Source organism: Streptomyces sp. NPDC051217 (genome assembly GCF_044455465.1).
In the GTDB taxonomy this organism is placed as follows: domain Bacteria; phylum Actinomycetota; class Actinomycetes; order Streptomycetales; family Streptomycetaceae; genus Streptomyces.
Window position 1 is genome coordinate 13,451 of record NZ_JBITEV010000011.1, and the last position, 24,005, is coordinate 37,455.

At 69.7% G+C, this 24,005-nt stretch carries 24 protein-coding genes; 9 read left to right on the plus strand and 15 right to left on the minus strand.

Annotated features, from left to right (window positions below):
- Positions 1–45 precede the first annotated feature (45 nt).
- From ACIBBB_RS23580 to ACIBBB_RS23590, 3 genes are all read left to right on the plus strand, one after another.
- Entirely contained in the window at positions 46–1,725 is a 1,680-nt protein-coding gene (locus ACIBBB_RS23580; RefSeq protein ID WP_398985056.1) for a serine/threonine-protein kinase, read from the plus strand.
- Between the two features lie 76 nt (positions 1,726–1,801).
- Complete coding sequence (locus ACIBBB_RS23585) at positions 1,802–2,812, plus strand: NlpC/P60 family protein (protein ID WP_398985568.1); 1,011 nt, start codon at positions 1,802–1,804, stop codon at positions 2,810–2,812.
- A gap of 325 nt (positions 2,813–3,137) precedes the next feature.
- Positions 3,138–3,863, plus strand: coding sequence for a phosphatase PAP2 family protein (locus ACIBBB_RS23590; protein WP_398985058.1), 726 nt, complete (start codon positions 3,138–3,140; stop codon positions 3,861–3,863).
- An 11-nt stretch (positions 3,864–3,874) separates the two neighbouring features.
- Here the strand turns inward: ACIBBB_RS23590 and ACIBBB_RS23595 are convergent, their stop codons facing one another.
- The gene (locus ACIBBB_RS23595; RefSeq protein ID WP_398985060.1) at positions 3,875–5,476 is read right to left on the minus strand and encodes an FAD-binding oxidoreductase; all 1,602 of its coding nucleotides are present in this window, start codon (positions 5,474–5,476) and stop codon (positions 3,875–3,877) included.
- Positions 5,477–5,887: 411 nt separating this feature from the next.
- Between ACIBBB_RS23595 and ACIBBB_RS23600 the strand changes: the two genes are divergently transcribed.
- Together ACIBBB_RS23600 and ACIBBB_RS23605 are read left to right on the plus strand one after the other, a co-directional pair.
- Positions 5,888–6,721, plus strand: a complete 834-nt coding sequence (locus tag ACIBBB_RS23600; protein WP_398985062.1) for a hypothetical protein — start codon at positions 5,888–5,890, stop codon at positions 6,719–6,721.
- Between the two features lie 105 nt (positions 6,722–6,826).
- Positions 6,827–7,003 carry a hypothetical protein gene (locus tag ACIBBB_RS23605; protein ID WP_398985064.1) on the plus strand — a complete coding sequence of 59 codons (177 nt, stop codon included), beginning with the start codon at positions 6,827–6,829 and terminating at the stop codon, positions 7,001–7,003.
- Between the two features lie 15 nt (positions 7,004–7,018).
- Here ACIBBB_RS23605 and ACIBBB_RS23610 read toward each other — a convergent pair whose 3' ends face one another.
- Positions 7,019–7,423: a metal-sensitive transcriptional regulator gene (locus tag ACIBBB_RS23610; protein ID WP_398985066.1), complete on the minus strand. Its 405-nt coding sequence runs from the start codon at positions 7,421–7,423 to the stop codon at positions 7,019–7,021.
- A 211-nt stretch (positions 7,424–7,634) separates the two neighbouring features.
- Here ACIBBB_RS23610 and ACIBBB_RS23615 point away from each other — a divergent pair, with 211 nt between their 5' ends.
- Both ACIBBB_RS23615 and ACIBBB_RS23620 read left to right on the plus strand, forming a co-directional pair.
- On the plus strand, positions 7,635–8,255 hold the full coding sequence (locus ACIBBB_RS23615) for a DUF47 domain-containing protein (protein WP_052582416.1): 621 nt from the start codon (positions 7,635–7,637) through the stop codon (positions 8,253–8,255).
- 5 nt (positions 8,256–8,260) lie between these two features.
- The gene (locus ACIBBB_RS23620) at positions 8,261–9,259 is read left to right on the plus strand and encodes an anion permease (protein WP_398985068.1); all 999 of its coding nucleotides are present in this window, start codon (positions 8,261–8,263) and stop codon (positions 9,257–9,259) included.
- 258 nt (positions 9,260–9,517) lie between these two features.
- Here ACIBBB_RS23620 and pstB read toward each other — a convergent pair whose 3' ends face one another.
- The 4 genes from pstB to pstS form a co-directional block, all read right to left on the minus strand.
- Positions 9,518–10,294, minus strand: coding sequence for a phosphate ABC transporter ATP-binding protein PstB (gene pstB, locus ACIBBB_RS23625; protein ID WP_398985070.1), 777 nt, complete (start codon positions 10,292–10,294; stop codon positions 9,518–9,520).
- Positions 10,295–10,348: 54 nt separating this feature from the next.
- Positions 10,349–11,425 carry a phosphate ABC transporter permease PstA gene (pstA, locus tag ACIBBB_RS23630; RefSeq protein ID WP_398985072.1) on the minus strand — a complete coding sequence of 359 codons (1,077 nt, stop codon included), beginning with the start codon at positions 11,423–11,425 and terminating at the stop codon, positions 10,349–10,351.
- Positions 11,422–12,417, minus strand: a complete 996-nt coding sequence (gene pstC / locus ACIBBB_RS23635) for a phosphate ABC transporter permease subunit PstC (protein ID WP_398985074.1) — start codon at positions 12,415–12,417, stop codon at positions 11,422–11,424. Before pstC ends, pstA begins: the two co-directional genes overlap by 4 nt.
- 102 nt (positions 12,418–12,519) lie before the next feature.
- On the minus strand, positions 12,520–13,653 hold the full coding sequence (gene pstS / locus ACIBBB_RS23640; RefSeq protein ID WP_398985076.1) for a phosphate ABC transporter substrate-binding protein PstS: 1,134 nt from the start codon (positions 13,651–13,653) through the stop codon (positions 12,520–12,522).
- A 785-nt stretch (positions 13,654–14,438) separates the two neighbouring features.
- On the opposite strand from pstS, the gene ACIBBB_RS23645 reads away from it, so the two are divergent.
- On the plus strand, positions 14,439–14,885 hold the full coding sequence (locus ACIBBB_RS23645) for a hypothetical protein (protein WP_398985078.1): 447 nt from the start codon (positions 14,439–14,441) through the stop codon (positions 14,883–14,885).
- 34 nt (positions 14,886–14,919) lie between these two features.
- The gene (locus ACIBBB_RS23650) at positions 14,920–15,489 is read left to right on the plus strand and encodes a hypothetical protein (RefSeq protein ID WP_398985080.1); all 570 of its coding nucleotides are present in this window, start codon (positions 14,920–14,922) and stop codon (positions 15,487–15,489) included.
- A 31-nt stretch (positions 15,490–15,520) separates the two neighbouring features.
- Here ACIBBB_RS23650 and ACIBBB_RS23655 read toward each other — a convergent pair whose 3' ends face one another.
- The 9 genes from ACIBBB_RS23655 to ACIBBB_RS23695 form a co-directional block, all read right to left on the minus strand.
- Complete coding sequence (locus ACIBBB_RS23655) at positions 15,521–16,000, minus strand: NUDIX hydrolase (RefSeq protein WP_398985082.1); 480 nt, start codon at positions 15,998–16,000, stop codon at positions 15,521–15,523.
- Positions 15,997–17,136 carry a CHAD domain-containing protein gene (locus tag ACIBBB_RS23660; protein WP_398985084.1) on the minus strand — a complete coding sequence of 380 codons (1,140 nt, stop codon included), beginning with the start codon at positions 17,134–17,136 and terminating at the stop codon, positions 15,997–15,999. Before ACIBBB_RS23660 ends, ACIBBB_RS23655 begins: the two co-directional genes overlap by 4 nt.
- On the minus strand, positions 17,123–19,348 hold the full coding sequence (locus tag ACIBBB_RS23665) for an RNA degradosome polyphosphate kinase (protein ID WP_398985086.1): 2,226 nt from the start codon (positions 19,346–19,348) through the stop codon (positions 17,123–17,125). The genes ACIBBB_RS23660 and ACIBBB_RS23665 overlap by 14 nt, the downstream gene beginning before the upstream one ends.
- Before the next feature lie 385 nt (positions 19,349–19,733).
- The gene (locus ACIBBB_RS23670; protein WP_398985088.1) at positions 19,734–20,762 is read right to left on the minus strand and encodes a hypothetical protein; all 1,029 of its coding nucleotides are present in this window, start codon (positions 20,760–20,762) and stop codon (positions 19,734–19,736) included.
- Positions 20,759–21,667, minus strand: coding sequence for an ABC transporter ATP-binding protein (locus ACIBBB_RS23675; RefSeq protein WP_398985090.1), 909 nt, complete (start codon positions 21,665–21,667; stop codon positions 20,759–20,761). Before ACIBBB_RS23675 ends, ACIBBB_RS23670 begins: the two co-directional genes overlap by 4 nt.
- The gene (locus ACIBBB_RS23680) at positions 21,664–22,092 is read right to left on the minus strand and encodes a GntR family transcriptional regulator (protein ID WP_398985092.1); all 429 of its coding nucleotides are present in this window, start codon (positions 22,090–22,092) and stop codon (positions 21,664–21,666) included. The genes ACIBBB_RS23675 and ACIBBB_RS23680 overlap by 4 nt, the downstream gene beginning before the upstream one ends.
- A gap of 98 nt (positions 22,093–22,190) precedes the next feature.
- Complete coding sequence (mshD, locus tag ACIBBB_RS23685) at positions 22,191–23,111, minus strand: mycothiol synthase (RefSeq protein ID WP_398985094.1); 921 nt, start codon at positions 23,109–23,111, stop codon at positions 22,191–22,193.
- Positions 23,112–23,149: 38 nt separating this feature from the next.
- Entirely contained in the window at positions 23,150–23,386 is a 237-nt protein-coding gene (locus ACIBBB_RS23690) for a PDDEXK nuclease domain-containing protein (protein ID WP_398985096.1), read from the minus strand.
- Entirely contained in the window at positions 23,367–23,858 is a 492-nt protein-coding gene (locus tag ACIBBB_RS23695; protein WP_398985098.1) for a DUF1016 N-terminal domain-containing protein, read from the minus strand. The genes ACIBBB_RS23690 and ACIBBB_RS23695 overlap by 20 nt, the downstream gene beginning before the upstream one ends.
- Positions 23,859–24,005 lie beyond the last annotated feature (147 nt).

The window sequence follows — 24,005 nt, forward strand, 5'->3', positions numbered from 1 at the left end:
AGCTCCGCATGACCCCCCGCCCGCCCCTGTGGCACAGTCGTTCTCGTGGATGCCCTCAGAGCCCAGGACCCCGCGCGCATCGGTGCCTACGTGATTCTCGCGCGGCTCGGGGCGGGTGGGATGGGGCAGGTGTATCTCGGGCGGTCGCCCGGCGGGCGGCTCGTGGCCGTCAAGGTCGTGCGGGAGGAGATCACCGAGCATCCCGAGGCTCTCGCCCGGTTCCGGCGGGAGGCGGAGACCGTTCGGGCCGTGCGCAGCGCGTACACCGCGAACCTCATCGACGCCGGGCTGGACGCGGCCCCGTACTGGATCGCCACCGAGTACGTCACCGGCCCCACCCTCGCCCGCGCCGTGCGCGAGCGGGGGCCGTTTCCCGCCGAGACCTGTCGACGGCTGGTCGCCGCCATGGCCGAGGGGCTCGCCAGCGTCCACGCGTACGGCGTCACGCACCGCGATCTGAAACCGCAGAACGTTCTCCTGGCCGCCCAGGGGCCCCAATTGATCGATTTCGGGATCGCCCGTGGGGCCGGGCAGACCGCGCTCACGCAGGACGGCCAGGCCCCCGGTACACCCGGCTACACCGCGCCCGAGGTGCTCGCCCGCAACGAGGTGGGTGACGCCGCCGACGTCTTCGCTCTCGGCGCGACCGTCGCCTACGCGGCGACGGGGCGCGCGCCGTTCGGGGTCGGGGATGGAGCCGCGGTGAGTTACCGGGCCGTTCACGGGGAGATCGACATCGCCGGGGTCGAGCCCGGTCTCGCCTCGCTCATCCGTGAGTGCGTCGCCAAAGACCCCGCCCGGCGGCCCGATCCGGCGGAGCTCATCCGGCGGTGTGCCGTGGACACGGCCCTCGTGGACGATCCCGCCTACCAGCCGCTGGTTGCCATGGCCGACGTGGTGCCGGACACGCCCCGACGACCCCACCACGCGACGCCACCGGCGATGCACGAGTTGCCGACCCAGGGGCCTCCGCCGTCCGCCCCGGCACGCCCCTCCCGGCGCGGTACCCCCTGGCTCGTCGCCTCCGGTGTCGGCGCCGTCGTCGGGATCTCCGTCGCCACGGCGGTGTGGCTCCTCCCGGGGAACGGAGGCGACGGCGGTGAAAGAGACGGCGCCTCCCCGAGCGGGCGTGCCTCCACGAAGGACCCGGCCGTCGGCGAAGGACCGAAGAAGCCCGCCGACGACCCGACACCCGACGGCCCTCCCCAGTACATCCAGGACATCGGCACCTCCAGGCATGCCTGGAACGGTCTCAGGGACAGTTGCAACCTCCCGGGCGAGGAGGAGCCGCCGCTCCAGTTCCAGTACTCCGTCACCACCGCCGAGACCGACTTCACCGGTGAACTCGCGCCCGGCAAGGTGGAGATCGGCTACCGGCTCAAGTACGAGGAGCCGAACCTCCCGCCGTACTACCTCGCCGTCGAGATCAAGCCTCCCCACCGGCTCGACGCGAACGGCCGCCCCGGTACCTCGGACCGGAACAGCGACCGGTTCGGCTTCGTGAGCAAGGCCGCCGATCTGTACGAGGGCGACGAGACCGAGTGGACGTTCCTCACCTACCCCGACGACTTCTCCTTCCGCGCCGACGGCAAGGTCCGGCCCGCGCTGCCGCTCTCCGACGACCTCGGCGAGTGGACCGTCGTCTACCACCACGCCACCTCGGACAAGGCCCACAAGAGTGTCCTCTGCGCCGGATTCATGTCCACCGGCACCGTGTCCGAATAGAGCCGACACGACAGACGGGAAAATGGCGGTGAACGTGTCCCGGATGGGGGAGGGTTGAGGGGTGCGTAAATTCTGGATCGGCGGCGCGATCGGGCTCGGGCTCAGCCTGAGCTTCGTCGCGCTGCTCGTCGTCGGGACGTTCTCCGCCGCCGCGGGGCTCGGCGGCGCCGGAGGCGGTGGGGCCGTCGCGCTGGCCAAGGGCGCCGTGCCCGCGAAGTACCAGCGGCTGGTGCAGGACTGGGGCAACCTCTGCCCGGCCATCAATCCCGCGCTGCTCGCCGCGCAGCTCTACCAGGAGAGCGGCTGGGATCCCGACATCGTGAGCCCGGCGAAGGCCCAGGGCATAGCGCAGTTCATCCCCGGGACCTGGGAGGCGCACGGGGTCGACGGGGACAAGGACGGCGACCGCGACGTCTGGGACCCGCAGGACGCGATTCCGTCGGCCGCGACGTACGACTGCAAGCTCGCCGGGTACGTCGACGACGTGCCGGGCGACCAGACCAAGAACATGCTCGCCGCCTACAACGCGGGCGCGTACGCGGTCATCAAGTACGGAGGCGTCCCGCCGTACCCCGAGACGCAGAACTACGTGAAGGTCATCACCACCCTCGAACAGAGCTTCGCCCGCCCCGTCGGCCGCGTAGAACCCTCCCGCCAGGCCGCCGGTGCCATCTACTACGCGCAGAAGAAGCTCGGCACGAAGTACCTGTGGGGTGGTAACGGGACCCCCGAGCAGCAGGGGCGGTTCGACTGTTCCGGGCTTACGCAGGCCGCCTATCGGTCCGTCGGGATCGAGCTGCCGCGCGTTGCCAACGATCAGTACAACGCCGGCGAGCATCCCTCGCGCGACCAACTCATGCCCGGCGATCTCGTGTTCTTCTCCGACGACCTCACCAATTCACGGGCCATCCGGCACGTCGGCATCTATGTCGGTGGCGGGTACATGATCAATGCTCCGTACACCGGAGCCGTGATCCGGTTCGACAAAATCGACACCCCTGACTACTTCGGAGCGACCAGAGTCACCGAAGACGGCGCGAAATCGCTGCCGACCGATCTGCCCACCGAGCGGAAGTCCGATACGTGAAACGGCTGACGGGGCGTCCGTCCGACGGGTCGTAGGATGGGCCGCGAGTTGACACCCGGAAGGGTGGAGTCGGACCTCTGCCGGGCTCGGGTGGCCGGAATTCTTCGTTCGTTCACCCCTCTGAGCTGGGGCGATGTGTCACTCTTCGATAACGTCCTGGAGATCGTCCGGTGAAGTCTGGAACCTGGTGGGGTGTCAGGCCGTTCCCTGGACTGGGGCTGTGGTGTTGATCGCGCAGCACTGACCGCAGGCACCACGGGGGTTGGTGGAAGCGACACGCCCGGAGGTGTGTCGTGGTGGGCAACAAGGCAAGGGGCCGCAGCACATGGCTGGACTCGCTATCGATGGGTCGAACCCCGACGTCAGCCTGCTCTACGACATCAACGGTCTGGCCGAGTCGGCCCCCGACTGGTTCGACCGCGGTGCGGAGTTCGCCGGCAAGTACGGGATCATGATCGCGCTCGTCCTCGTCGCGCTCTGGTGCTGGTGGAGCGTGCGGCGGCGGGGGACGGCCGAGGATTCGGTGGCCGCCGTCGCCGGGCTGCTCTGGGCGCCGCTCGCCGCCGGTGTCGCGCTGCTGATCAACATCCCGATCCGGGAGTTCGTCGGGCGCGACCGCCCCTTCGTCGACCACCCGGGGCTCAACGTCCTGGTGCCCGGCCGGACCGACTTCTCCTTCGTCAGCGACCACGCGACGATGGCGATGGCCCTGGCCGCCGGCATCTTCGTCGCACACCGCGGGTTCGGGCTCGCCGCGATCGGGCTCGCGCTGGCCGAGGGTTTCAGCTGGGTCTACATGGGCGCGCACTACCCGACCGACGTCATCGGCGGGTTCGCCCTCGGTACGGCGGTGGTGCTGCTCCTCGCGCCGCTCGCCATGGCGCTGCTCACCCCCCTGGTGTCGGCGGTCTGCCGGTCGGGGCGGGCGGGGCTGCTCGTACGGTCGCGTGCCGCGCGGGACGCCGACCGGGCCGAGGCCGTCGAGGCGCCGGGGACCCGGCCGCTCGGCATCCCCGAGCCGCGGCCCGACGACAACAACCTCGCCGCGTAGGCGCGGGCGGCTCAGAGGGCCTGCGGGAAGTCGAACAGGCGGTCGGGGTCGTACCGCTCCTTCAGCTTCTTCAGCCGTCCGGCCGCCGGGCCGTAGTACGCGGTGCGCCAGTCGGTCAGCGACGGGTCGGTGTAGTTCTGGTACGCCGCGCCAGAGGCGTACCTGCGCAGCGCGCCTTGGCCGGTTCTCAGCCACGCGCGCTGCTCGGTGCCGGACGTGCCGGGGCGCCAGGACGCCACGTACTGCGCGAGCATCCGGGAGCGGCGGTGCACGAAGGCCGTCGCCAAGGGGTCCACCCGGTTGATCGCGCCGCCGAGCGCCGTGAGCGTGATCGTGCCCGACCCCGCGCCGTCGGCGACCTTGATACGGCTGAAGTCCCGCACCGCCGACAGCAGGGTGTCGATGCCCGCGGCCGGGAGCGACCGGTCGAAGAAGTCGGAGGTCGCGGCATACGTCTCCCGTCGCAGTGCGCCTTCCTTTCCGCGGCCGGGCGTTGTGCCGGGCAGTCGGCACTGCTCGTCGCCGAGTCCGGCGCAGCCGGCGTACGCGCGCATCGCCTCTTCGTAGGTCCCCGGGCGCAGTGAGACGAAGCTCGCCGAGGAGCCCGCGCGGTCGGCGAGCTTGTCGACGGCGTTCTTGAGGTCGTCCTCGTTGCCGAGGGTGAAGGCGGACACCGCGACCGTCGGGTCGGCGCCGCCGCCCGCGCCGACCGCGACATGGAACGACGACCAGATCTCGTCCGGCTGGTCGGGCCCCCACTCCTGCCAGGCGGCGAGCACCGAACGGGCCTTTGACCAGGGCCAGTTGAAGTTCGCCGCGACGCCGGTGGTGGCGGGGTGGGTACGGAAGCGCAGCTCGGTGACGACCCCGAAGTTGCCGTTGCCCGCGCCCCGCAGGGCCCAGAAGAGGTCCTTGTTCTGCTCGGCGTCGGCGGTCAGGCGCTTGCCGTCGGCCAGCACGACGGTCGCGGAGGTGAGGCTGTCGCAGGTCAGACCGTACGCGCGGGAGACGACCCCGTGACCGCCGCCCAGGGTGAGACCGGAGATACCGACGGTGGCGCAGGAACCGCCCGGGACCGTGAGGCCCTTGCGGGCGAGCGCCCCGTACACGTCGACGAGCTTCGCGCCCGCGCCGATCACACCGTCCGACGCGGCGTCGCCGAGGCCGTCGAGGGAGGAGATGTCGATGACGAGCCGGCCGTTGCCGCTGGACCAACCGGCGTAGGAGTGGCCACCGTTGCGGATCGAGACGGGCATGCCGTACCTCCGGGCGAAGTCCAGGCACTCCCTGACGTCGTCCTCGCCGGCGACGTACGCGACGGCCGCCGGTTTCAGGTCGTCGAAGCGGGTGTTGTAGAGCTGGCGTGCCGTCGCGTACTCGCCGTCGCCCGGCCGTACGAGCCTGCCGTGCATCCCGGAGGCGAGCGCGTCCCAGTGCGGCGGCCCGGCGGAACCGGTCGCGGAGGGGGCGGGGGAGGCGGGGGAGGTACGCGTCGACGGCGGCTTGTTCGCCGAGGCGTCCGGTGAGCCGTTCCCGCCGTCGCCCGTACAGGCGCCGACCGCGCCGCCCGTGGTCACGGCCAGCGCGCCGGCGAGCAGTGTGCGCCGTTCCATCGGACGCCTTCCCCCCTCCGACCCGCTGGTCAGTGATGTCGGAGGTGATGTCGGTTCAGTGAGTGGAGTCAGTGTGCCGCCTGATGGGACGCGGCGTCCGTTCGTGCCCGGTCGCGGGAGCGCCGGGCCGGTCCCGACCAGCCGCACGTGCAGTGGGCGGTTAGGAACGAGCCTCGTTCGACGGTCGATGTGCAGTGGTGTTCGTGGGGGGAGGTGGGCGGATCCGACGTCTCTTGGTCGCGCACCTTCACACCGTACTCGCGCGTGCGTTCCCGGCCGCGCGGTGGTGCGTGACGACGCGCGCGGGACGTCGTTATGGGGACAGGGCGGCTTTCGGACAGGCAGCGCGAGTAACGGCGAGCGACGGCGGACAACGGCAAGCAACGGTAGGGCGTTGGGGGTTGGCAGGCGATGGTGCAGCAGCACAGACGCAGGGGCGTGGCGGTCGTCGCCGCTGTCGTGGCGGTGGCGGGAGTCGTGGCCGGGACCGGCGGCTGTTCCGGGAGCGAGGGCGCCGCGGCCGCCGACGACAGACCCGTAGGTGACCCGGCCGCGGTTCTCAGGTCCGCGGACGTCCTGGTCGAGGCGGGCAGCTCCAAGGCCCGGACCTCACTGGTGATGGCGACGGGGGGGACGCGCGTGACCATCAGGGGCGAGGGGCGGTACGACTTCCGTAAACGGATGGGGCAGCTGTCGGTCGTGCTGCCCAAGGACCCGGCCGGCGCCGACGGGCACCGGCCGATCTCGGAACTGCTGGCCCCGGCCGCCCTCTACATGAAGAACCGGGGCGCCGGGGTGCCCGACGACAAGTGGGTCATGCTCGACTCCACCACCCTCGACGACGGCAATCTGGTCACCGGCGGCGCCACCGATCCCCTGACCGCGGCCGAACTGCTGCGCGCCGCGAAGGACGTGGTCCACGTCGGCGAGCAGGAGCTGGCCGGCGTCCGTGTCTCGCACTACCGGGGCGTCACCGACATCGGGCGGGCCGCGAAGCGGGCGGCGCCCTACGCGCGCGAGGCGCTGGCCTCGGCGGCGCGGGGCTTCGCCGAGGACGTCGTGCCTTTCGATGCCTATCTGGACGACGCGGGGCGGCTACGCAAGGTCAGGCACCAGTTCAGCTACCGGAATCAGGGGCGTACGGTCGCTGTCGCCTCCACCACACTGCTGTACGAGTTCGGGGTGTCCTTCGGGGTGCGACTCCCCCCGAAGGACCAGATCTTCACCGGGAAGATCAAGCTGTAAATGGTCCGGACGTGCCATGCGCGTCACGCCTCACCCTCCTTACCCTAGGAAGTCGGCAGTCGACACCGCCAGGAAGACGACACCGGCAGGAAGAGGTGAACGCACGTGGCGCTGTTGCGCACGCCGACCGTCCAGGACCACGTGGCCCTCGCCGAGATCGAACTCTGCGGAGAGCTGATGATCGCGGCGTCGGCCGCGGACGGTGAACGGCTCAGTCCGGACCGTATCGACGAAGTGCTGAAGGTGCGCGTGGAGTGCGGCGAGAGATCGCCCTGCCGCTGAGCGCCGGCCCCTCCGTCAGGTACGCAGCAGGCGCGCGATCGCCTTCGTGGCCTCCTGCACCTTCTCGTCGATCTCGTCGCCGCCCTTGACCGCCGCGTCCGCGACGCAGTGCCGCAGGTGCTCCTCCAGCAGTTGGAGGGCGAAGGACTGGAGCGCCTTCGTGGAGGCGGAGACCTGGGTGAGTATGTCGATGCAGTAGACGTCCTCGTCGACGAGCCGCTGGAGGCCGCGGATCTGGCCCTCGATCCGGCGGAGCCGCTTGAGGTGCTCGTCCTTCTGTTTGTGGTAGCCGTGCACACCGCGGTCGTGGTCGGTGACGATCTCGTCGCCGACTCCGCCGACCGTGGGTGTGGCCGCCGTCGGGGTCGTGCCGGAGGTCGCGTCGTTGGTCGCCGCGCCGGCCGCCTCGGTGGTCGTCATCGCGTCCTCCTGGTGGGATGTTCGGGATGAATGTCCGAAAGGGGAGAAAATACCCCAGGTAGGTATATGGTACCCAGTCGCGCACGAAGGGGCAGGGGCACGTCATGATCGTCGTGTCCTATGCAGCACACTGAAGTACGCCGGTTAGCCGTGGCCGGATGATGCGCCTAGCATCAGCCTGACCGAATCCGATGTAACCCGAGGATCCCCCGTGCGCTTTCGTCTGACCCCCAGGGAGACGAGCTTCTACGACATGTTCGCCGCGTCCGCGGACAACATCGTCACGGGCTCCAAGCTCCTCATGGAACTGCTCGGGGCGGATTCCTCCGCCAGAGCCGAGATCGCGGAACGGATGCGTGCGGCCGAGCACGCGGGGGACGACGCCACGCACGCGATCTTCCACCAGCTGAACTCCTCTTTCATCACGCCGTTCGACCGCGAGGACATCTACAACCTCGCCTCGTCCCTCGATGACATCATGGACTTCATGGAGGAGGCCGTCGACCTGGTCGTCCTCTATCAGGTCGAGGAGCTGCCGAAGGGCGTCGAGCAGCAGATCGAGGTGCTGGCGCGGGCGGCGGAGCTGACCGCCGAGGCGATGCCGCACCTGCGGACGATGGACAACCTCACCGAGTACTGGATCGAGGTCAACCGCCTGGAGAACCAGGCCGACCAGATCCATCGCAAGCTGCTCGCCCAGCTCTTCAACGGTAAATACGACGCCATGGAAGTCCTGAAGCTCAAGCAGATCGTGGATGTGCTGGAGGAGGCCGCCGACGCGTTCGAGCACGTCGCGAACACGGTGGAGACAATCGCGGTCAAGGAGTCCTGAACCACGTGGACACCTTCGCCCTGATCGTGACCATCGGAGTCGCGCTCGGATTCACGTACACCAACGGCTTTCACGACTCCGCGAACGCCATCGCGACATCGGTGTCAACGCGTGCGCTGACCCCGCGCGCCGCGCTGGCGATGGCCGCGGTGATGAACCTCGCGGGGGCGTTTCTCGGCCAGGGGGTCGCCAAGACCGTCAGCGAAGGCCTGATCGCCACGCCGCACGGGTCGCGAGGGATGGGGATCCTCTTCGCGGCGCTCGTCGGCGCGATCGTCTGGAATCTGGTCACCTGGTACTACGGCCTGCCGTCGTCCTCCTCCCACGCGCTCTTCGGCGGCATGGTGGGCGCGGCGCTGGCGGGCGGGACCGAGGTGATCTGGACCGGGGTGCTGGAGAAGGTCGTCATCCCGATGTTCCTGTCACCGTTCGTCGGTCTTCTCATCGGCTATCTGGTGATGGTGGGCATCATGTGGATGTTCCGGCACTCCAATCCGCACAAGGCCAAGCGCGGATTCCGTATCGCGCAGACCGTGTCGGCGGCCGGCATGGCACTCGGGCACGGTCTCCAGGACGCGCAGAAGACGATGGGCATCGTGGTGATGGCGCTGGTCATCGCCGATGTCGAGGGTCCGGGCGACGAGATCCCGATCTGGGTGAAGGTCGCCTGTGCGGTGATGCTGTCGCTCGGTACGTACGCGGGCGGCTGGCGCATCATGCGGACGCTGGGCCGCAAGATCATCGAGCTGGATCCGCCGCAGGGGTTCGCGGCGGAGACGACGGGGGCGTCGATCATGTTCGGCTCGGCGTTCATCTTCCAGGCGCCGATCTCGACGACGCACGTCATCACCTCGGCGATCATGGGCGTCGGCGCGACGAAGCGGGTCAACGCGGTGCGGTGGGGTGTCGCGAGGAACATCGTCCTGGGCTGGTTCATCACGATGCCGGCGGCCGCGCTCGTCGCCGCGCTCAGCTTCTGGATAGTCGACCTGGCCTTCGGCTGAGAGGGCTGGGCGGTCGCCTTCGGCCGGGGGCCCGGGGGTTGTCCCCGGGTTGGCACGGTTGGATGGTCGGCCTGGCCTTCGGCTGAGGCCGTGGCCGAGCGTCGGGGTTACGCCGGAGCCGTAGGCCCGTGTGACGCCCGAGCCGCAACTGCGTACCCCCGTAAAACGTGTGGGCCCGCCCCCTGGGAGAGGGGGCGGGCCCTTCGTCTTGCGGTGGCACCGCCATGCAGCACCGCAGGACGGCTTTCCTGCCGGGGCCTATCCGAAGCGGCCGGAGATGTAGTCCTCCGTGGCCTGTACGGACGGGTTGGCGAAGATGCGCTCCGTCTCGTCGATCTCGATGAGCTTGCCGGGCTGACCCACCGCCGACAGGTTGAAGAAGGCCGTACGGTCCGAGACCCGCGCCGCCTGCTGCATGTTGTGCGTCACGATGACGATCGTGAAGCGCTCCTTCAGCTCACCGATCAGGTCCTCGATCGCGAGGGTCGAGATCGGGTCGAGCGCCGAGCACGGCTCGTCCATCAGCAGGACGTCGGGCTCGACCGCGATCGCGCGGGCGATGCACAGGCGCTGCTGCTGACCGCCGGAGAGGCTGGAGCCGGGCTTGTTGAGGCGGTCCTTGACCTCGTTCCAGAGGTTGGCGCCCTTGAGGGACTTCTCGACGACGTGCCCGAGCTCGTTCTTGCGGTACTTGCCGTTGAGCCGCAGTCCGGCCGCGACGTTGTCGAAGATCGACATGGTCGGGAACGGGTTGGGGCGCTGGAAGACCATGCCCACCGTGCGGCGCACGGCGACCGGGTCGACATTGGAGCCGTACAGGTTCTCGTCGTCCAGGAGCACCTTGCCCTCGACGCGGCCACCGGGCGTGACCTCGTGCATACGGTTGAGGGTGCGGAGGAACGTGGACTTGCCGCAGCCGGACGGGCCGATGAAGGCCGTCACGGAGCGGGGCTCGACGGTCATGGAGATGTCGTCGATCGCCCGGTGGTTGCCGTAGAACGCGGTCAGGCCGCTGACGTCGATTCGCTTGGCCATCTGAATCACTGCTTTCTGCGTGACCCCGCTTCGGCGGAGCCGGATTTCGGGGCCTCAGCGGCCGGTCTTGGGGGCCTTCCAGCGGGCGATGCCGCGCGCCACCAGGTTGAGGATCATGACGAAGGCGATCAGTACGAGGGCCGCGCCCCAGGCGCGGTCGACCGCTGCGTCGGTGCCGACCGAGTACTGCTCGAACACATACAGCGGCAGTGACGACTGAGCGCCTTCGAACGGGTTCGTGTTGATGAGCTTCGTACCGAAGACGAGCAGCAGCACGGGCGCGGTCTCACCGGTGATACGGGCCAGCGCGAGCATCACGCCGGTGGTGATACCACCGATCGCGGTGGGCAGGACCACCTTCAGGATCGTGCGCCACTGGGGCACGCCCAGCGCCAAGGATGCCTCACGGAGCTCGTTCGGGACGAGTTTCAGCATCTCCTCGGTGGAGCGGACGATCACCGGCATCATCAGGATCGCGAGCGCCAGGGCGCCGGCGAATCCGGAGAAGCCGAAGTCGAGCATCGTGATCCACAAGGTGAGGATGAACAGACCGGCCACGATCGACGGGATACCGGTCATCACGTCCACGAAGAAGGTGACGGCGCGGGAGAGCCTTCCGCGTCCGTACTCCACGAGGTAGACGGCGGTCAGCAGACCGATCGGCGTCGCGATCAACGAGGCGATCGCGACCTGCTCGATGGTGCCGAGCAGCGCGTGGTAGATGCCGCCGCCCTCGTCCGTGTCGAGGAGTCCGCTCATCGAGTGGGACAGGAAGTACCCGTCGACGACCCCGGCGCCCTTGCTGACCGTGGTCCAGGCGAGCGAGAGCAGCGGGGCGACCGCCACGAGGAAGCAGACCCAGACGAGGCTGGTCGCGACCTGGTTCTTGCCCTGCCGGGGGCCTTCCACCTTGGCGGTGATGAAGTACGTGCCGGCGACGAAGATCAGCGCGGCCAGCAGACCCCACTGGATCTTGCTGTCCAGCCCGGCGACCACCCCGATCAGACAGCCCAGCGCCGCGGAGCCGACGGCGATGGCCAGGGGGGCCCAGCGGGGCATGCGCGCGTGGGAGAGCGAGCCTTGGGGTTCGTCGGCGACCGCGGGCCGCTTGTCCTGAAGCGTGTGGCTCATGCGTTGGCCCCCGAGTACTCCTTGCGGCGGGCGATGATCGCGCGGGCCGCGCCGTTGACCAGCAGTGTGATGATGAAGAGGATCAGGCCGGAGGCGATCAGCGCGTCCCGGCCGAACTCGTTCGCCTCGTTGAACTTGGCGGCGATGTTCTGCGCGAAGGTGCCGCCGCCCGCGTCGAGGATGTGGAACGAGAGCAGGAAGCTCGGCGAGAGGACGACGGCGACGGCCATCGTCTCGCCCAGCGCGCGTCCGAGACCCAGCATCGAGGCGCTGATGATGCCGGAGCGGCCGAACGGGATCACGGACATCCGGATGACTTCCCAGCGCGTGGCACCGAGGGCCAGCGCGGCTTCCTCGTGCATCTTCGGCGACTGGAGGAAGACCTCACGTATGACGTTGGTGATGATCGGGAGGATCATGATCGCCAGCAGGATGCCCACGGTGAACAGGTTGCGGGCGATTCCCTCGTTCGTCTTCTCGAAGAGGTACGTCCAGCCGAAGTATTCGTTGAGCCATTTGTTCAGGCCGTCGAGGTACGGGACGAGGAAGACGGCGCCCCAGAGGCCGTAGATGATGCTCGGTACGGCTGCCAGCAGGTCGACCAGGTAGGCGATCGGGGTGGCGAGCCGGCGGGGCGCGAAGTGCGAGATGAAGAGCGCGATGCCGATGGCGATCGGGACGGCGATCACCATGGCGATGATCGAGCTGACGACCGTGCCGAAGACGAGGACGGCGATGCCGAAGGAGGGCGGGTCGGCCTGTGGGTTCCACTCGAAGGTGGTGAGGAAGTTCGTCTCGTCCTTGGAGATCGCGATGGCGGCGCGGTAGGCGAGGAAGCCCGCGATGGCGGCCATGATGACCAGCAGGGTGATGCCGGAACCCCGGGACAGACCCAGGAAGATCCGGTCGCCGAGCTGCCTCGGTCCGTTGCTCGCGCTCTTGTTCTCAAGGGTGGGGGGTGGTGGGGCGTCGTGAGGAGCTTCTGTTTCCATCAGGTCTTCTCCGGTCTGCGGAGCCGGGTCACGGCTCCTGGCGGCGGTGCACCGGAAGACGTGGCCGGTCCCTTTTCAGCAGGGACCGGCCACGTCTTGGAGTCAGGACAGGGTGGGGACGATCTCGCGGACCTTGGCCGCGATCTCGGTCGGGAGCGGCGCGTAGCCGGCCTCGCTCAGGACCTTCTGGCCCTCTTCGCTGACGGTGTAGTTGAGGAACGCCTTGACGCTGGGCAGGGTCTCGGCCTTGTTGCCCTTGTCGCAGGCGATCTCGTACGTCACCAGGATGATCGGGTAGGCACCCTCGGCCTTGGTGGCGTAGTCCAGCTCCAAGGCCAGGTCGCTGCCCGTGCCCTTGACCTTGGCCGCGGCGATCGCCTTGGAGGCGTTCTCCGTGGTGGCCTCGACCGGCGCGCCGGCGCCCGTGTCGACCTTGACCGTCGTCAGGTTGCTGGCGGTCGCGTAGGAGAGCTCGAAGTAGCCGATGGCACCTTCGGTGTCCTTGACGCTGGACGCGACGCCGGAGGAGCCGCTGGCGGCCTGGCCCCCCTTGGCCTCCCACGACTTCGAGCTGTCGTCGTACTTCCACTCGGCCGGGGCCGCGGCCTTCAGGTACTTGTTCAGGTTCTGCGTCGTACCCGACTCGTCGGAGCGGTGGAAGGCCTGGATCGCGGTGCTCGGGAGCTCGGCGTCCGGGTTGAGGTCGGCGATCGCCTTGTCGTCCCACTTCTTGATCTTCGAGTCGAAGATCTTGGCGAGGGTCGGACCGTCCAGGACCAGGCTGTCGACACCGGGCACGTTGAAGCCGATGGCGACGGGGCCGCCGACCATCGGGAGGTTGATGCCCTTGCCGCCCTTGCAGACTTCCTCGGAGGCGGTGACTTCCTCGGGCTTCAGGGCGGAGTCGGAGCCCGCGAAGGCGACCTGGCCCTGCGTGAACTTGGTGATGCCACCGCCGGAACCGATCGGCTGGTAGTTGATCTCGACGCCGGCGCATGCCTGCTGGAAGTTCTTGACCCAGAGGTCCATGGCGTTCTTCTGGGCACTCGATCCGGCGGCAAGGATCTGGCCCTTGGCGTCGTCACACTTGATGCTTGAGGCGGCCGCGGTCTTGTCGCCGTCGCCGGAGTTCTTCGTGTTGTCGTCCGAGCCGCACGCCGAGAGAACCAGGGCGCCGGAGACGGCGAGGGCACCGAGCGCGGTGGCGCGCAGCCGGTTCTTGCGCTGAAGCTTCACTTCGGGTGTTCCTTCCAGAAGCCGCCTGTGTGCGTTTGTTCGCACTTCTACGGCGGCGTGCGTCGAGATGGTGGGTCCGGCGGTATGCCGGTCACCGTGTAAGGCCGAAATTAGGCAGATCAGGTGAAGTGGCTGACGGATGGGAGTGAACGGGAGGTGAACCGTGACGGACAGCCTGGTGCGGCTCTGGTCCTGATCGCGGCTCGACACGGCGTAGCGGCCGAGAATGTGCGCCCCGTGGTCCCGGGGGTCGCGAAACGGGCATTCGCCTGGGTCCGGAGCTCGTGCCACGGGTCCCGCGTACGGAGGAATTCGTCGCCGACCTGGTGAAGGAGACGGCGGTGATTCCGGTCGTGGGACGTGGGGCGGGAGCCGGCCCGGCCGCACCGGGTGATGCCCGGGGGCGTGGGGGAGCCGGTCCGCGCCCCGGTGGAGTACGACCCCGATGCCGGGGCCCCCGCGCCGGCCGGTCGAGGGTCTGCCGGCGGACGGCATGCCCGACGCGGAGGCCGCGCGCCGGCTGCGTGGCTGGTTCGGCCGTCTTGCGGAGCGGACCGCGGATGAGGTGTCGCGCGTCCTGGTGCACGGCGACATCGCCCCGCAGAACCTGGCGCCCGCGCCGTGGGCGGCTCTCGTCCAGCCGGCCGATCCGCTCGCGCGCGGAGCGATTACATCCAGTTTCCAACTCCTTGCTATGGGTTGCCGGTTGAATCGCGGCCACACTCGACGTACCAGCGGCGTCCCGCGTCCGACGAGGCCGTCCGTCCAGGGAAAGAGGGAGTGCGATGGGAGTCAGGCACGAGGAAGCACGGCTCCGGGTGTGGATCGCCAGCTGTGTCGTCGGTCTGGCGATTCTGACGGTGTTCGGCACATTCGTCTTCGGGGGCGCGGGGTGGATCACCGCCCCGTTCCGTGGTGCGGCGGAGGAGCGGGAGAACACCGTCGGATCGGGCGCCTTCCGGCAGTCGAGCTACCAGGAGTTCTTCGATCTGTGCGAGGCCGCGCAGAACGCGGAGGGTTCGATCAAGGCGCTCCAGGAGGAGCGGGACACCGCTTCGGCGGCCCGCAGGAGCCAGATCGACCAGTCGATCACGGCGCTGAAGGCGACGCGGACCGAGTCGGTCAACGAGTACAACTCGAAGGCCGTCCAGGAGCACCGCGCTCCCTTCCGTGACAAGGACCTGCCGTACCGCCTGGACGCCGGGGCCGACAGGACGACGTGCGCCAACTGACCACCGTCCTCCCGCGGAAATGGGGCAGCACAGCATGAAGACGATCACTCGTATCTCCGTGGCTTCGGCGGCGGCGCTCACCCTGGTGCTGGGTCTGACCGCCTGCGACGACGACTCCAGCCAGACCAAGGAGACCAAGGCCAAGCAGAAGAGCTACGACCAGCTCGTGGCGAACCAGCCCGCCGGGAGGATGGAGTACTCGCCGACCCGCGAGGCCATCAACCAGTGGGTGAAGACCTGGGGCAAGAAGGGCAAGCTGAGTTACGTCTACATCCAGAACGCCAAGGGCGAGTACGGCTACTTCGTCATGAAGGGCATGCCGGTCGCGCGCTGCCAGATGCTCACCCCGACGGAGAAGGTGGACTCCTCGACCAACGGCAGGGTGGTCGTGGCGCTGCCGGGTATGGACGGCACGTACTCGTCGGGCTCGATGTGCGACGCGTACTACGGCTTCGATGCCACGACCGGCGTGTTCATGGAGTTCACGGTCGGGATGAACCAGTCGTTCTTCCTCTTCGACAGGCCCATGTCGATGCCGGAGTACGCCACCGCCAAGCAGCTGGGTCCGACATCCGTGGAGGACGTCGCGGACGTGAAGGACTGACGCCCGCCAGGGCCTGTCCGCCGGGCAGGGCCTAGACCTCCGGCCCGGTCCTCGCGGGCAGTGTCTCCAGCAGCGCGTCCACCAGGAGGCGGTCGCGGGGCTGGGTCAGCCGGTCGCGGGCCGTGGCCGGGGGGAGCCAGAGGATGCGGTCCACCTCGTCGTTCGCCGCGAAGGCACCGTCCGTCGCCTCGGCCGCCCAGTAGATGACCTGCTTGGGGCGGCCGTTGGCCAGATAGCTGACGGTGCCGAGCCGGGCGCCCGGGGCGCAGTGGTGGCCCGTCTCCTCCAGGACCTCGCGCAGCGCCCCGGTGAGGGCGTCCTCGGCGTGCTTCAGCTTGCCCTTCGGGTGCGACCAGTCGTCGTACTTCGGCCGGTGGACGAGGCAGATCTCCGTGCCGTCCGCGCGGTACGGCGACTTCCGCCACAGCACGCAGCCCGCCGCCAGGACCGTGCCGAACCTCGGCCTGCGCGTATCGCGGCCGGTGCCGTCACCGCCGGCGCTCTCGCTCATGGGGCGGTCGCCGCCCTCCGCTGCCAGATCTGGAGGAATTCGTAGCGCGCCGCCTCGACCTCGTGGCGCTGGTCCGCGTGCAGCACGCCGAGCGCGTACGCCGTCGCGGGGGCGATCCGGGGGGTACGGGCCGCGTTCGCCGCGGCTGCGGCGGCCTCGGCCGCGTCGCGGTGCCGGTCCAGGGCGCGGCCCGCGTCGGCGAGCACCGGGTCGGGGGCGCCGCCCAGGTGGCGGACCTCCTGCGCGTACCGGTGCAGTCTGAGCAGCAGCCGCACCTGGTGCCACGGCGCGTCCTGGGCCTCGCCGTCCGAGGGCGTGGAGAGGCCGTGGACCAGGGCTTCCGCGTTGTACGGGTGCGCGGCGCGGGCCAGTGGCAGCACGGACACCGCGTCGAGGAGTCTTCGTTCCGCCGCGCTCTGCGGCGCGGCGAGGATCTCGGCGGCGGGCGCCCCGGCTACCGGCGCCAGCGGGACCTCGGAGGCCAGTACGGCGACGGCGTCGGCCACCGCGTGGAAGCGGGACGAGCCCAGTGCCTGGAGGGCCGCGGAGTGCGCCCGTGTACGCGCGAGGGTCAACTGCCGCTCCAGCAGCGCCCCGGCGCGTGAGGCCCCGACGGTCAGCGCGCCCGCGGCAGCCGAAGTGCCCGTGTCGCCCGTACCGCCGCTGCCGCCACCACCGCCACCGCCGCTCGTACGGCCCTCGCCGTTGCTACGGGCGCCCGGCAGGGCCGCCGCTCCCGCCGGCCCCGGCCCCGAGAGGCGCCCCAGCGCCGACACCAGCCGGTGCAGCCGTGCCGTGCACGCGTACTCCTGCGCGAGGGTGCCGGACAGCCAGCCCAGTTCCGTCCGGAGCTGGTCCGCCCACACGGGGTCCAGCAGCACCCGGAAGGTGTGCAGGCTGCCGCCGATCCGCCGCGCCGAGCAGCGCAGCGCCGACGCCGCCTCCTCGGCCGCGGCCGTGTCCGAACCGCTCTCCCCGTACAGCCGCAGGCTGCGCAGGAAGTCCCCGCACCGGGTGTTCAGATACCCGGCGAGCACCTGCCCCGCGGTCGCCTCGAAGGCGTCGTTCGCGGGGGAGGGCCCTGCCGGGCGAGCTGTACCGACCGAGCCGGCGGTGTCTGCTTCATGGTGCTGCACGCCGGCGCCTCCGGGCGTCAATGAGCATTTCCTGTACGTTCCGCAGCGGCTGCCCGTCGGCGTCGACGGAGTGCCGGGTCCAGTTCCCGTCGGCTCCCAGATGCCACGAGGAGGTGTCGTCCGCCATGCCGGTCTCCAGAAGCCGGGTCAGGGCCGCGCGGTGCGCCGGGTCGGTGACCCGTACCAGCGCCTCGATACGACGGTCGAGGTTGCGGTGCATCATGTCGGCGCTGCCGAACCACACTTCGGGCTCGCCGCCGTTGCCGAAGGCGAAGACCCGCGAGTGTTCGAGGAAGCGTCCGAGAACGGAGCGCACCCGGATGTTCTCCGACAGGCCGTGCACGCCGGGGCGCAGGGCACAGATGCCCCGCACCCAGATGTCGACCGGCACGCCCGCCTGCGCCGCGCGGTAGCACGCGTCGATGACCGCTTCGTCGACCATCGAGTTGACCTTGATGCGTACGTAGGCCGGCCGGCCCGAACGGTGGTGTGCCGCTTCCTTGTTGATCCGCGTGATCAGCCCGTCGCGCAGCGACTTGGGCGCGACCAGCAGCCGGCGGTAGGTCTCGCGCCGCGAGTAGCCCGACAGCCGGTTGAAGAGGTCGGAGAGGTCGGCCCCGACGTGCGGGTCGGCCGTGAGCAGGCCGAGGTCCTCGTAGAGCCGTGCCGTCTTCGGGTGGTAGTTGCCGGTGCCGACGTGGCTGTAGCGGCGCAGGGTCTCGCCCTCCTGCCGGACCACGAGCGAGAGCTTGCAGTGCGTCTTGAGCCCGACCAGCCCGTACACCACATGGCAGCCGGCCTCTTCGAGCTTGCGCGCCCATTTGATGTTGGCCTGCTCGTCGAAGCGGGCCTTGATCTCGACGAGGACCAGGACCTGCTTGCCCGACTCGGCGGCGTCGATCAGCGCGTCCACTATCGGGGAGTCGCCGGACGTCCGGTAGAGCGTCTGCTTGATCGCCAGCACGTCCGGGTCGCCCGCCGCCTGCTCCAGGAACGCCTGGACGGAGGTGGAGAACGAGTCGTACGGGTGGTGCAGCAGGACGTCGCGCTCCCGCAGCGCCGCGAAGATGTCCGGCGCCGACGCCGACTCCACCTCCGCGAGATCGCGGTGCGTGCCCGCGATGAACTTGGGGAACTTCAGCTCCTGCCGGTCCAACGCGGCTATCCCGAACAGCCCGGTCAGATCCAGCGGCCCCGGCAGCGGATACACCTCCGCGTCGCGCACCTTCAGCTCGCGCACCAGCAGGTCCAGGACGTACGGGTCGATCGACTCCTCGACCTCCAGCCGCACCGGCGGGCCGAAGCGGCGCCGCATCAACTCCTTCTCCAGCGCCTTGAGGAGGTTCTCCGCGTCGTCCTCCTCCACCTCCAGGTCCTCGTTGCGGGTGACCCGGAACATGTGGTGCGCCAGCACCTCCATCCCGGGGAACAGCTCCTCCAGGTGGGCCGCGATGACGTCCTCCAGCGGCACGTACCGCTGCGGGGACGCCTCCAGGAAGCGGGTCAGCAGCGGGGGCACCTTGACGCGGGCGAAGTGCCGGTGGCCGCTGACGGGGTTGCGGACGACGACCGCGAGGTTGAGAGAGAGACCCGAGATGTACGGGAAGGGGTGTGCGGGGTCCACGGCCAGCGGCGTCAGGACGGGGAAGATCTGCTGCCGGAACAGGGTGAACAGGCGCGCCTGCTCCTTCTCCGTGAGGTCGCCCCAGCGGATCAGGTGGATGCCCTCGTCGGCCAGCGCGGGGGAGACGTCCTGCTGGAAGCAGGCGGCGTGCCGGGCCATGATCTCCCGGGACCGGGTCCAGATCAGGTCGAGCACCTCACGGGGCTGGAGCCCTGAGGCCGAACGGGTGGCGACGCCGGTCGCTATGCGCCTCTTCAGGCCCGCGACGCGGACCATGAAGAACTCGTCCAGGTTGGACGCGAAGATGGCGAGGAAGTTCGCCCGTTCGAGCAGCGGGGTGGCCGGGTCCTCGGCCAGCTCCAGCACGCGTTCGTTGAAGGCGAGCCAGCTGCGCTCACGGTCGAGGAAGCGGCCCTGGGGCAGCTCCCCGCCCTCGGCGTCGCCGTCCTGCTCGTAGGAGTCGAGATCGCCGTCGAGGTCGGGCTCCAGGTCGGACGTGGGCGCGCCGACCGCGTGGGGCCGGTGCGAGGCGATGGACCCGACGGACGGTTGCGGGTGTACCGGGATCTCGGCAGGCTGCTGGCTCATACCTCCATTGTTCCGCGCGGAGGGCACGACAGGCGCGTCGGAACCGGCGGGGGCGAGGTGGAACCTGCCGTTCGGAGTGGGGGGCACAGCGGGCTGCATTCCGAGAGGGTCGCAAGCGCGTCTGAATGGCCGGTAACGGCGACATGACGTGCAGGGAAGCGGGGCGGGGCTCCACGGGGTCGGTGGGCGCGCGGCGCACGGTTGTCCGAGGTGAAGGTACAGGTGAACGGGCGAGGTCCCGTCCGCCAGGGGGCGGACGGGACCTCGTATGCGGCCGGACGAGCCGTGTGCGGCCGGATCGGGCGTGCGCGCGGACCGGACGGGTGCCCGGATGGGGCGTGTGCGCGGACCGGACGGGTGCCCGGATCGGGCGGGTGCGGCCGGATCAGCCGTGGCGGCGGCGCAATACCTTGAACGCCGCGAGGAGACACACCGCGCCCAGCGCCAGCACGATGCCGGTCTCGACCAGCTGGATCGGCCAGAAGTGCGAGCCGGGGTGGTACTCGACGTACCGGCCCGTGGCGCCCCGATCCGCGAGGCACCCCAGCTGGTCTTCGAAGGAGCTGTTGCACCTGTCGTCGGGGACGCGGTCGCCGTTGGCCATGACCAGGCCTTCGTCCAGCCACCAATTGGTCCCGTCCTCCGACGGAATGTCGTCGCCGGGGCTGGTGGCGGTCTTGATCGGCCAGAGGCGGTCGCGTACCTGCTTCATGGCCAGGAACACACCGCCGAGCGCCAGCAGGGCGACGGACATCGCCGGGAGAGTACGTCCCACCAGCAGCCCCACGAGCGCACCGGCCGCGATTCCGAGCAGGGCGTACGCCACCGGGGCGGTGCCGAGCGAGAGGTAGGTGGTCGGCTCGTACCACTGTGAGGCGGGGTAGGGACTGTCGTCGGGGACCCCCGTGGCGGCCCACGCGCGTACGGCCGTCAGCAGCGCGACGAGCACCAGCACCGGCAGCGCCAGTGCCAGCAGCTTCGAGGCGAGCCAGCGGGCCGGGCTGACCGACTGGGTCCAGGCCAGCTTGTACGTTCCCGACTCCAGCTCCCGCGCGACCATGGGACCGGCGACGAACGCGGCGATCACGCCGGGAAGGAACTGCAGGACGTAGCTGCCGTACGTCAGGACACGGTCGAATCCGTGCGTGTCGTCGCTGTAGTCGCGGAACGTCTGGAAGCACTCCGGGCGGTCGATGTTCCAGACGCGGCAGCCCGTCGCCGCGAAGTCGTCCACGACACCGCCGGCCCAGATCTTGGACGCGACGAGGACCAGGACGCCCGCGAGGATCGCGCCGCCGCCGATCAGCAGGGTGGTGCGGTGTTGCCGCAGCACCAGCCACAGGGGGCCGCGCGCACCCGGTCGTGCGGCTGTGGTCTTCGGCGCCGGTGGCCGTTCTTCGAGGAGCGCGCTCATGCCGTCACCGCCACTGGGCGCTCGGTGTCCGGTGATTCGGCGGACGGCGTGAGCAGGACGGGCGCGCCCGGTGAGCGCAGATGGGCGAGCAACAGTTCCTCCAGGGAAGGTTCCATGGTCTGCCAGTCGCCGTCGACCGGTCCTTCGGGGCGGATCAGCGCGGTGAGCCGGCGTCCCGTGGTGCGGGATTCGACGACCGTGTGCGGCGCCAGGTCCCGTACGGGGCCGGTGAGAAGCCGGTGCGCGGTCAGCAGGTCCTCGGTCTCGCCACCGAGGCGGATGTGCCCGCCGTCGACGAGCAGCAGGTAGTCGCAGGTGCCTTCCAGCTCGGTGAGGATGTGCGACGAGATCACGACCGTGGTGTCGTGCTCGGCGGCCTCGGCCATGAGCGTGCCCATCAGCTGGTGGCGGGCGAGCGGGTCGAGGTCGGCCATCGGCTCGTCGAGCAGCATCAGTTCGGGGCGTTTGCCGAGGGCGAGGGCGAGAGCCACGCGGGTGCGCTGGCCGCCGGAGAGGGTACGTACGCGTACGGCCGGGTCCAGCCGGCCCTCGGTGACGATCCGCTCGGCGGTTTCGGCGTCCCAGCGGCCGGGGTTCAGCTCGCTCCCCATGCGCAGGGTCTCGCCGATCGTCAACTGCCCGTACAGGGGCTTGTCCTGGGCGACGTACGCGACGCGGTCGCGGGCGTCGGCGGGACGCTCGCCGAGGACGCGCACGCTTCCCTCGGTGGCGGGCAGCAGCCCCGCGGCCTGCGCGAGGAGGGTGGACTTGCCGGCGCCGTTGGGGCCGACGAGGGCGCAGACGCGGCCGGCGGGCACGCGGAACGAACAGTCACGCAGGGCCCATCGGCCCTTCTTCCGGTAGCGCTTGCCGAGGCCGGTCGCCTCGATCGCCGCGGTGGTCATGAGGGCTCCCCCTGTTTCTGGTGGTCGGTGTCCGGGCGGTCGAAGCGTTCGTCGGCGACGGAGGTGAAGAGCGCGGTGACGTCGTCCTTCTCCAGCCCGCCCGCGCGGGCCCGTTCGGTCCACGCGGCGAGTTCGGCGCGCAACTCGGCGCGCAGGGCGCGGTGGTCGGCCGAGTCGCCGCCGAGGGTGCCGCGTACGAAGGTGCCGAGCCCGCGGCGGCCCTCGGCCAGGCCCTCGCGTTCGAGCTCGCGGTAGGCCTTGAGGACGGTGTTGGGGTTGATGGCGGTGGCCTCCACGACCTCGCGTGCCGTGGGCAGTTTGTCGCCGGGTTCGAGCAGGCCGAGCCGGAGGGCCTGTTTGGTCTGCTGGACGATCTGGAGGTACGTGGCGATGCCGCTGCGCCGGTCGATGCGGAATTCGATCACCCGCAAGCACCCTTTCACTAGGGAAGTAGTGAAAGCATGGAACGAAGAAGGGGCGGTGTCAACTCCACCGCCCCTTCGGGTACTTGTCCGAGTGGCTGCTACGACTCCGTGCGGTACATGAGGTCGACCTCGTGGGTCGCGAAGCCGAGGCGCTCGTAGACCGTCACGGCGGCCGTGTTGTCGGCGTCCACGTAGAGCATCGCGGTCGGCAGGCCCCGCGCGGCCAGGTGCCGCAGCCCGATCGCGGTGAGCGCCTTGCCGAGACCGCCGCCCTGCGCGTCGGGGCTGATGCCGACGACGTACACCTCGCCGAGCTGTTCCTCGGCGTGCACCTTCGTCCAGTGGAAGCCGACGAGTTGGCCGTCCCGCTCGGCGAGGAAGAAGCCCTTCGGGTCGAACCACGGCTCGGCCATGCGGTCGTCGAGATCGCGCTGGGTGAGTCCGCCCTGCTCGGGGTGGTGGGCGAAGGCGGCGGCGTTGACGGCGAGCCAGGCGGCGTCGTCCCGGCCGGGTACGAAGGTACGGACGGTGACACCGTCGGGCAGCACCGGCTCCGGGATGTCCAGGGGCGCCAACGGCCGCCGCAACTGCCGCAGTTCACGGAACATGGACAGCCCCAGCACCTGCGCCAGATGCCGGGCGGACGACTTGCCGCCGTGCGCCCACACACGCAGCCGCTTCCCCGACGCGGCCAGCAACGCGGCCCCGAGCGCCCGCCCGTGCCCGCGTCCCCGCTGCGCCGGATGCACGACCAGCTCGGCGGCCGGCGCCTCGACGGGATCGGTGTCCTCCAGCTGGGCGTACCCCAGCAGCTCCCCACCGACGGTCAGCAGAAAATGCCGCACCCCGACCCTCGGCCCCCCGCGCAACTGCAACCGCCCCTGCTCGGACACGGCCTGCACCCCGTCGGAACGGGCTGCCGCGTCGAGCAGTTCGAGGACGTCCCGTGCCTGCTCAGGGGTGATCTCGTCAAGGGTGTCGATCTGCCGGCCCGGGTCGAGGGCTGCCGTTTCATTCATGCGTCGAGGGTACGGCGCCCCCACCCGATCCCCAGGATTCACGCCCGGCGGTCGGCGGCCCCGGGGTGAAGGACCTTGTCGGCGATCCGTGACAGATCCTCGGCGCTGGGCATCAGCTCCTTCACCTGGTCCGGCAGCCCGGCATACGTGCCGACAGCGAGGGGCTGGTTCTGGAGCTGAAGGGCGAACTCGACGGATGCCTTGTCGCGGCTCTCGGCGATCAGGATGCCGATGGTGTCGTCGTCCCGGTCCGGATCACGGAGGAAGGCGTCCACGGCGCCGACATAGAAGCCGAGCTGCCCGAGGTGCGCGGGCTGGGCCCGCGTGCTGGGCGTAGAAGTCCAGCTCGAAGCGGGTGTCGCACTTGCTCATGAGGACCACGATGTGGCCCCAGGGCAATTGGCCAACAGCTTGTTGGCCAATTGGCTCCGGCCAGGTACGGGCCATCTGCTGCATGTACTTGAGATTGCTGCGGCTGAAGCCGCGCTGGTTCGGGAACTCAGTCCGCAGTTCGGTGGAGATCCGGTCGATGACCTTCGCTCCCCACGTTTCCTCACGCTGCCGCTCCAGGATCGTCCTGCCGATGTCCAAGTACATCTGGATCATCTCCGTGTTGACCTTGAGCTGAGCCCGTACGTGCGCGCCGCGAACGAGCGACTTGAGGTCGTCGATCAACGCGAAGAAACCGGCGGGCAGTCCGGACGCCTGGGCGGGTACGACGGTTTTTGCCGCGATCTTGCTGTCCATGGCGTACACACTTCCGGTGTTCGTCCGTGCGGTGACGTTCCTGCGTTGATATGTCCGCCGCACGGGTGGTACGCGGGGACCGCCCTTGACGGCCATTGGCAACCAGGTCGTAACCAGAACACCCCTGTTGCTCTACGCGCGTGGACT

Excerpts from the sequence above, each read along its gene's own strand:
- ACIBBB_RS23590 (WP_398985058.1), top strand. The coding sequence starts at position 3,138 with ATGGCTGGACTCGCTATCGATGGGTCGAACCCCGACGTCAGCCTGCTC.
- ACIBBB_RS23595 (WP_398985060.1), bottom strand. The coding sequence starts at position 5,476 with ATGGAACGGCGCACACTGCTCGCCGGCGCGCTGGCCGTGACCACGGGC.
- ACIBBB_RS23600 (WP_398985062.1), top strand. The coding sequence starts at position 5,888 with ATGGTGCAGCAGCACAGACGCAGGGGCGTGGCGGTCGTCGCCGCTGTC.
- ACIBBB_RS23610 (WP_398985066.1), bottom strand. The coding sequence starts at position 7,423 with ATGACGACCACCGAGGCGGCCGGCGCGGCGACCAACGACGCGACCTCC.
- pstB (WP_398985070.1), bottom strand. The coding sequence starts at position 10,294 with ATGGCCAAGCGAATCGACGTCAGCGGCCTGACCGCGTTCTACGGCAAC.
- pstA (WP_398985072.1), bottom strand. The coding sequence starts at position 11,425 with ATGAGCCACACGCTTCAGGACAAGCGGCCCGCGGTCGCCGACGAACCC.
- pstC (WP_398985074.1), bottom strand. The coding sequence starts at position 12,417 with ATGGAAACAGAAGCTCCTCACGACGCCCCACCACCCCCCACCCTTGAG.
- ACIBBB_RS23645 (WP_398985078.1), top strand. The coding sequence starts at position 14,439 with ATGGGAGTCAGGCACGAGGAAGCACGGCTCCGGGTGTGGATCGCCAGC.
- ACIBBB_RS23650 (WP_398985080.1), top strand. The coding sequence starts at position 14,920 with ATGAAGACGATCACTCGTATCTCCGTGGCTTCGGCGGCGGCGCTCACC.
- ACIBBB_RS23655 (WP_398985082.1), bottom strand. The coding sequence starts at position 16,000 with ATGAGCGAGAGCGCCGGCGGTGACGGCACCGGCCGCGATACGCGCAGG.
- ACIBBB_RS23665 (WP_398985086.1), bottom strand. The coding sequence starts at position 19,348 with ATGAGCCAGCAGCCTGCCGAGATCCCGGTACACCCGCAACCGTCCGTC.
- ACIBBB_RS23670 (WP_398985088.1), bottom strand. The coding sequence starts at position 20,762 with ATGAGCGCGCTCCTCGAAGAACGGCCACCGGCGCCGAAGACCACAGCC.
- ACIBBB_RS23675 (WP_398985090.1), bottom strand. The coding sequence starts at position 21,667 with ATGACCACCGCGGCGATCGAGGCGACCGGCCTCGGCAAGCGCTACCGG.
- mshD (WP_398985094.1), bottom strand. The coding sequence starts at position 23,111 with ATGAATGAAACGGCAGCCCTCGACCCGGGCCGGCAGATCGACACCCTT.
- ACIBBB_RS23695 (WP_398985098.1), bottom strand. The coding sequence starts at position 23,858 with ATGGACAGCAAGATCGCGGCAAAAACCGTCGTACCCGCCCAGGCGTCC.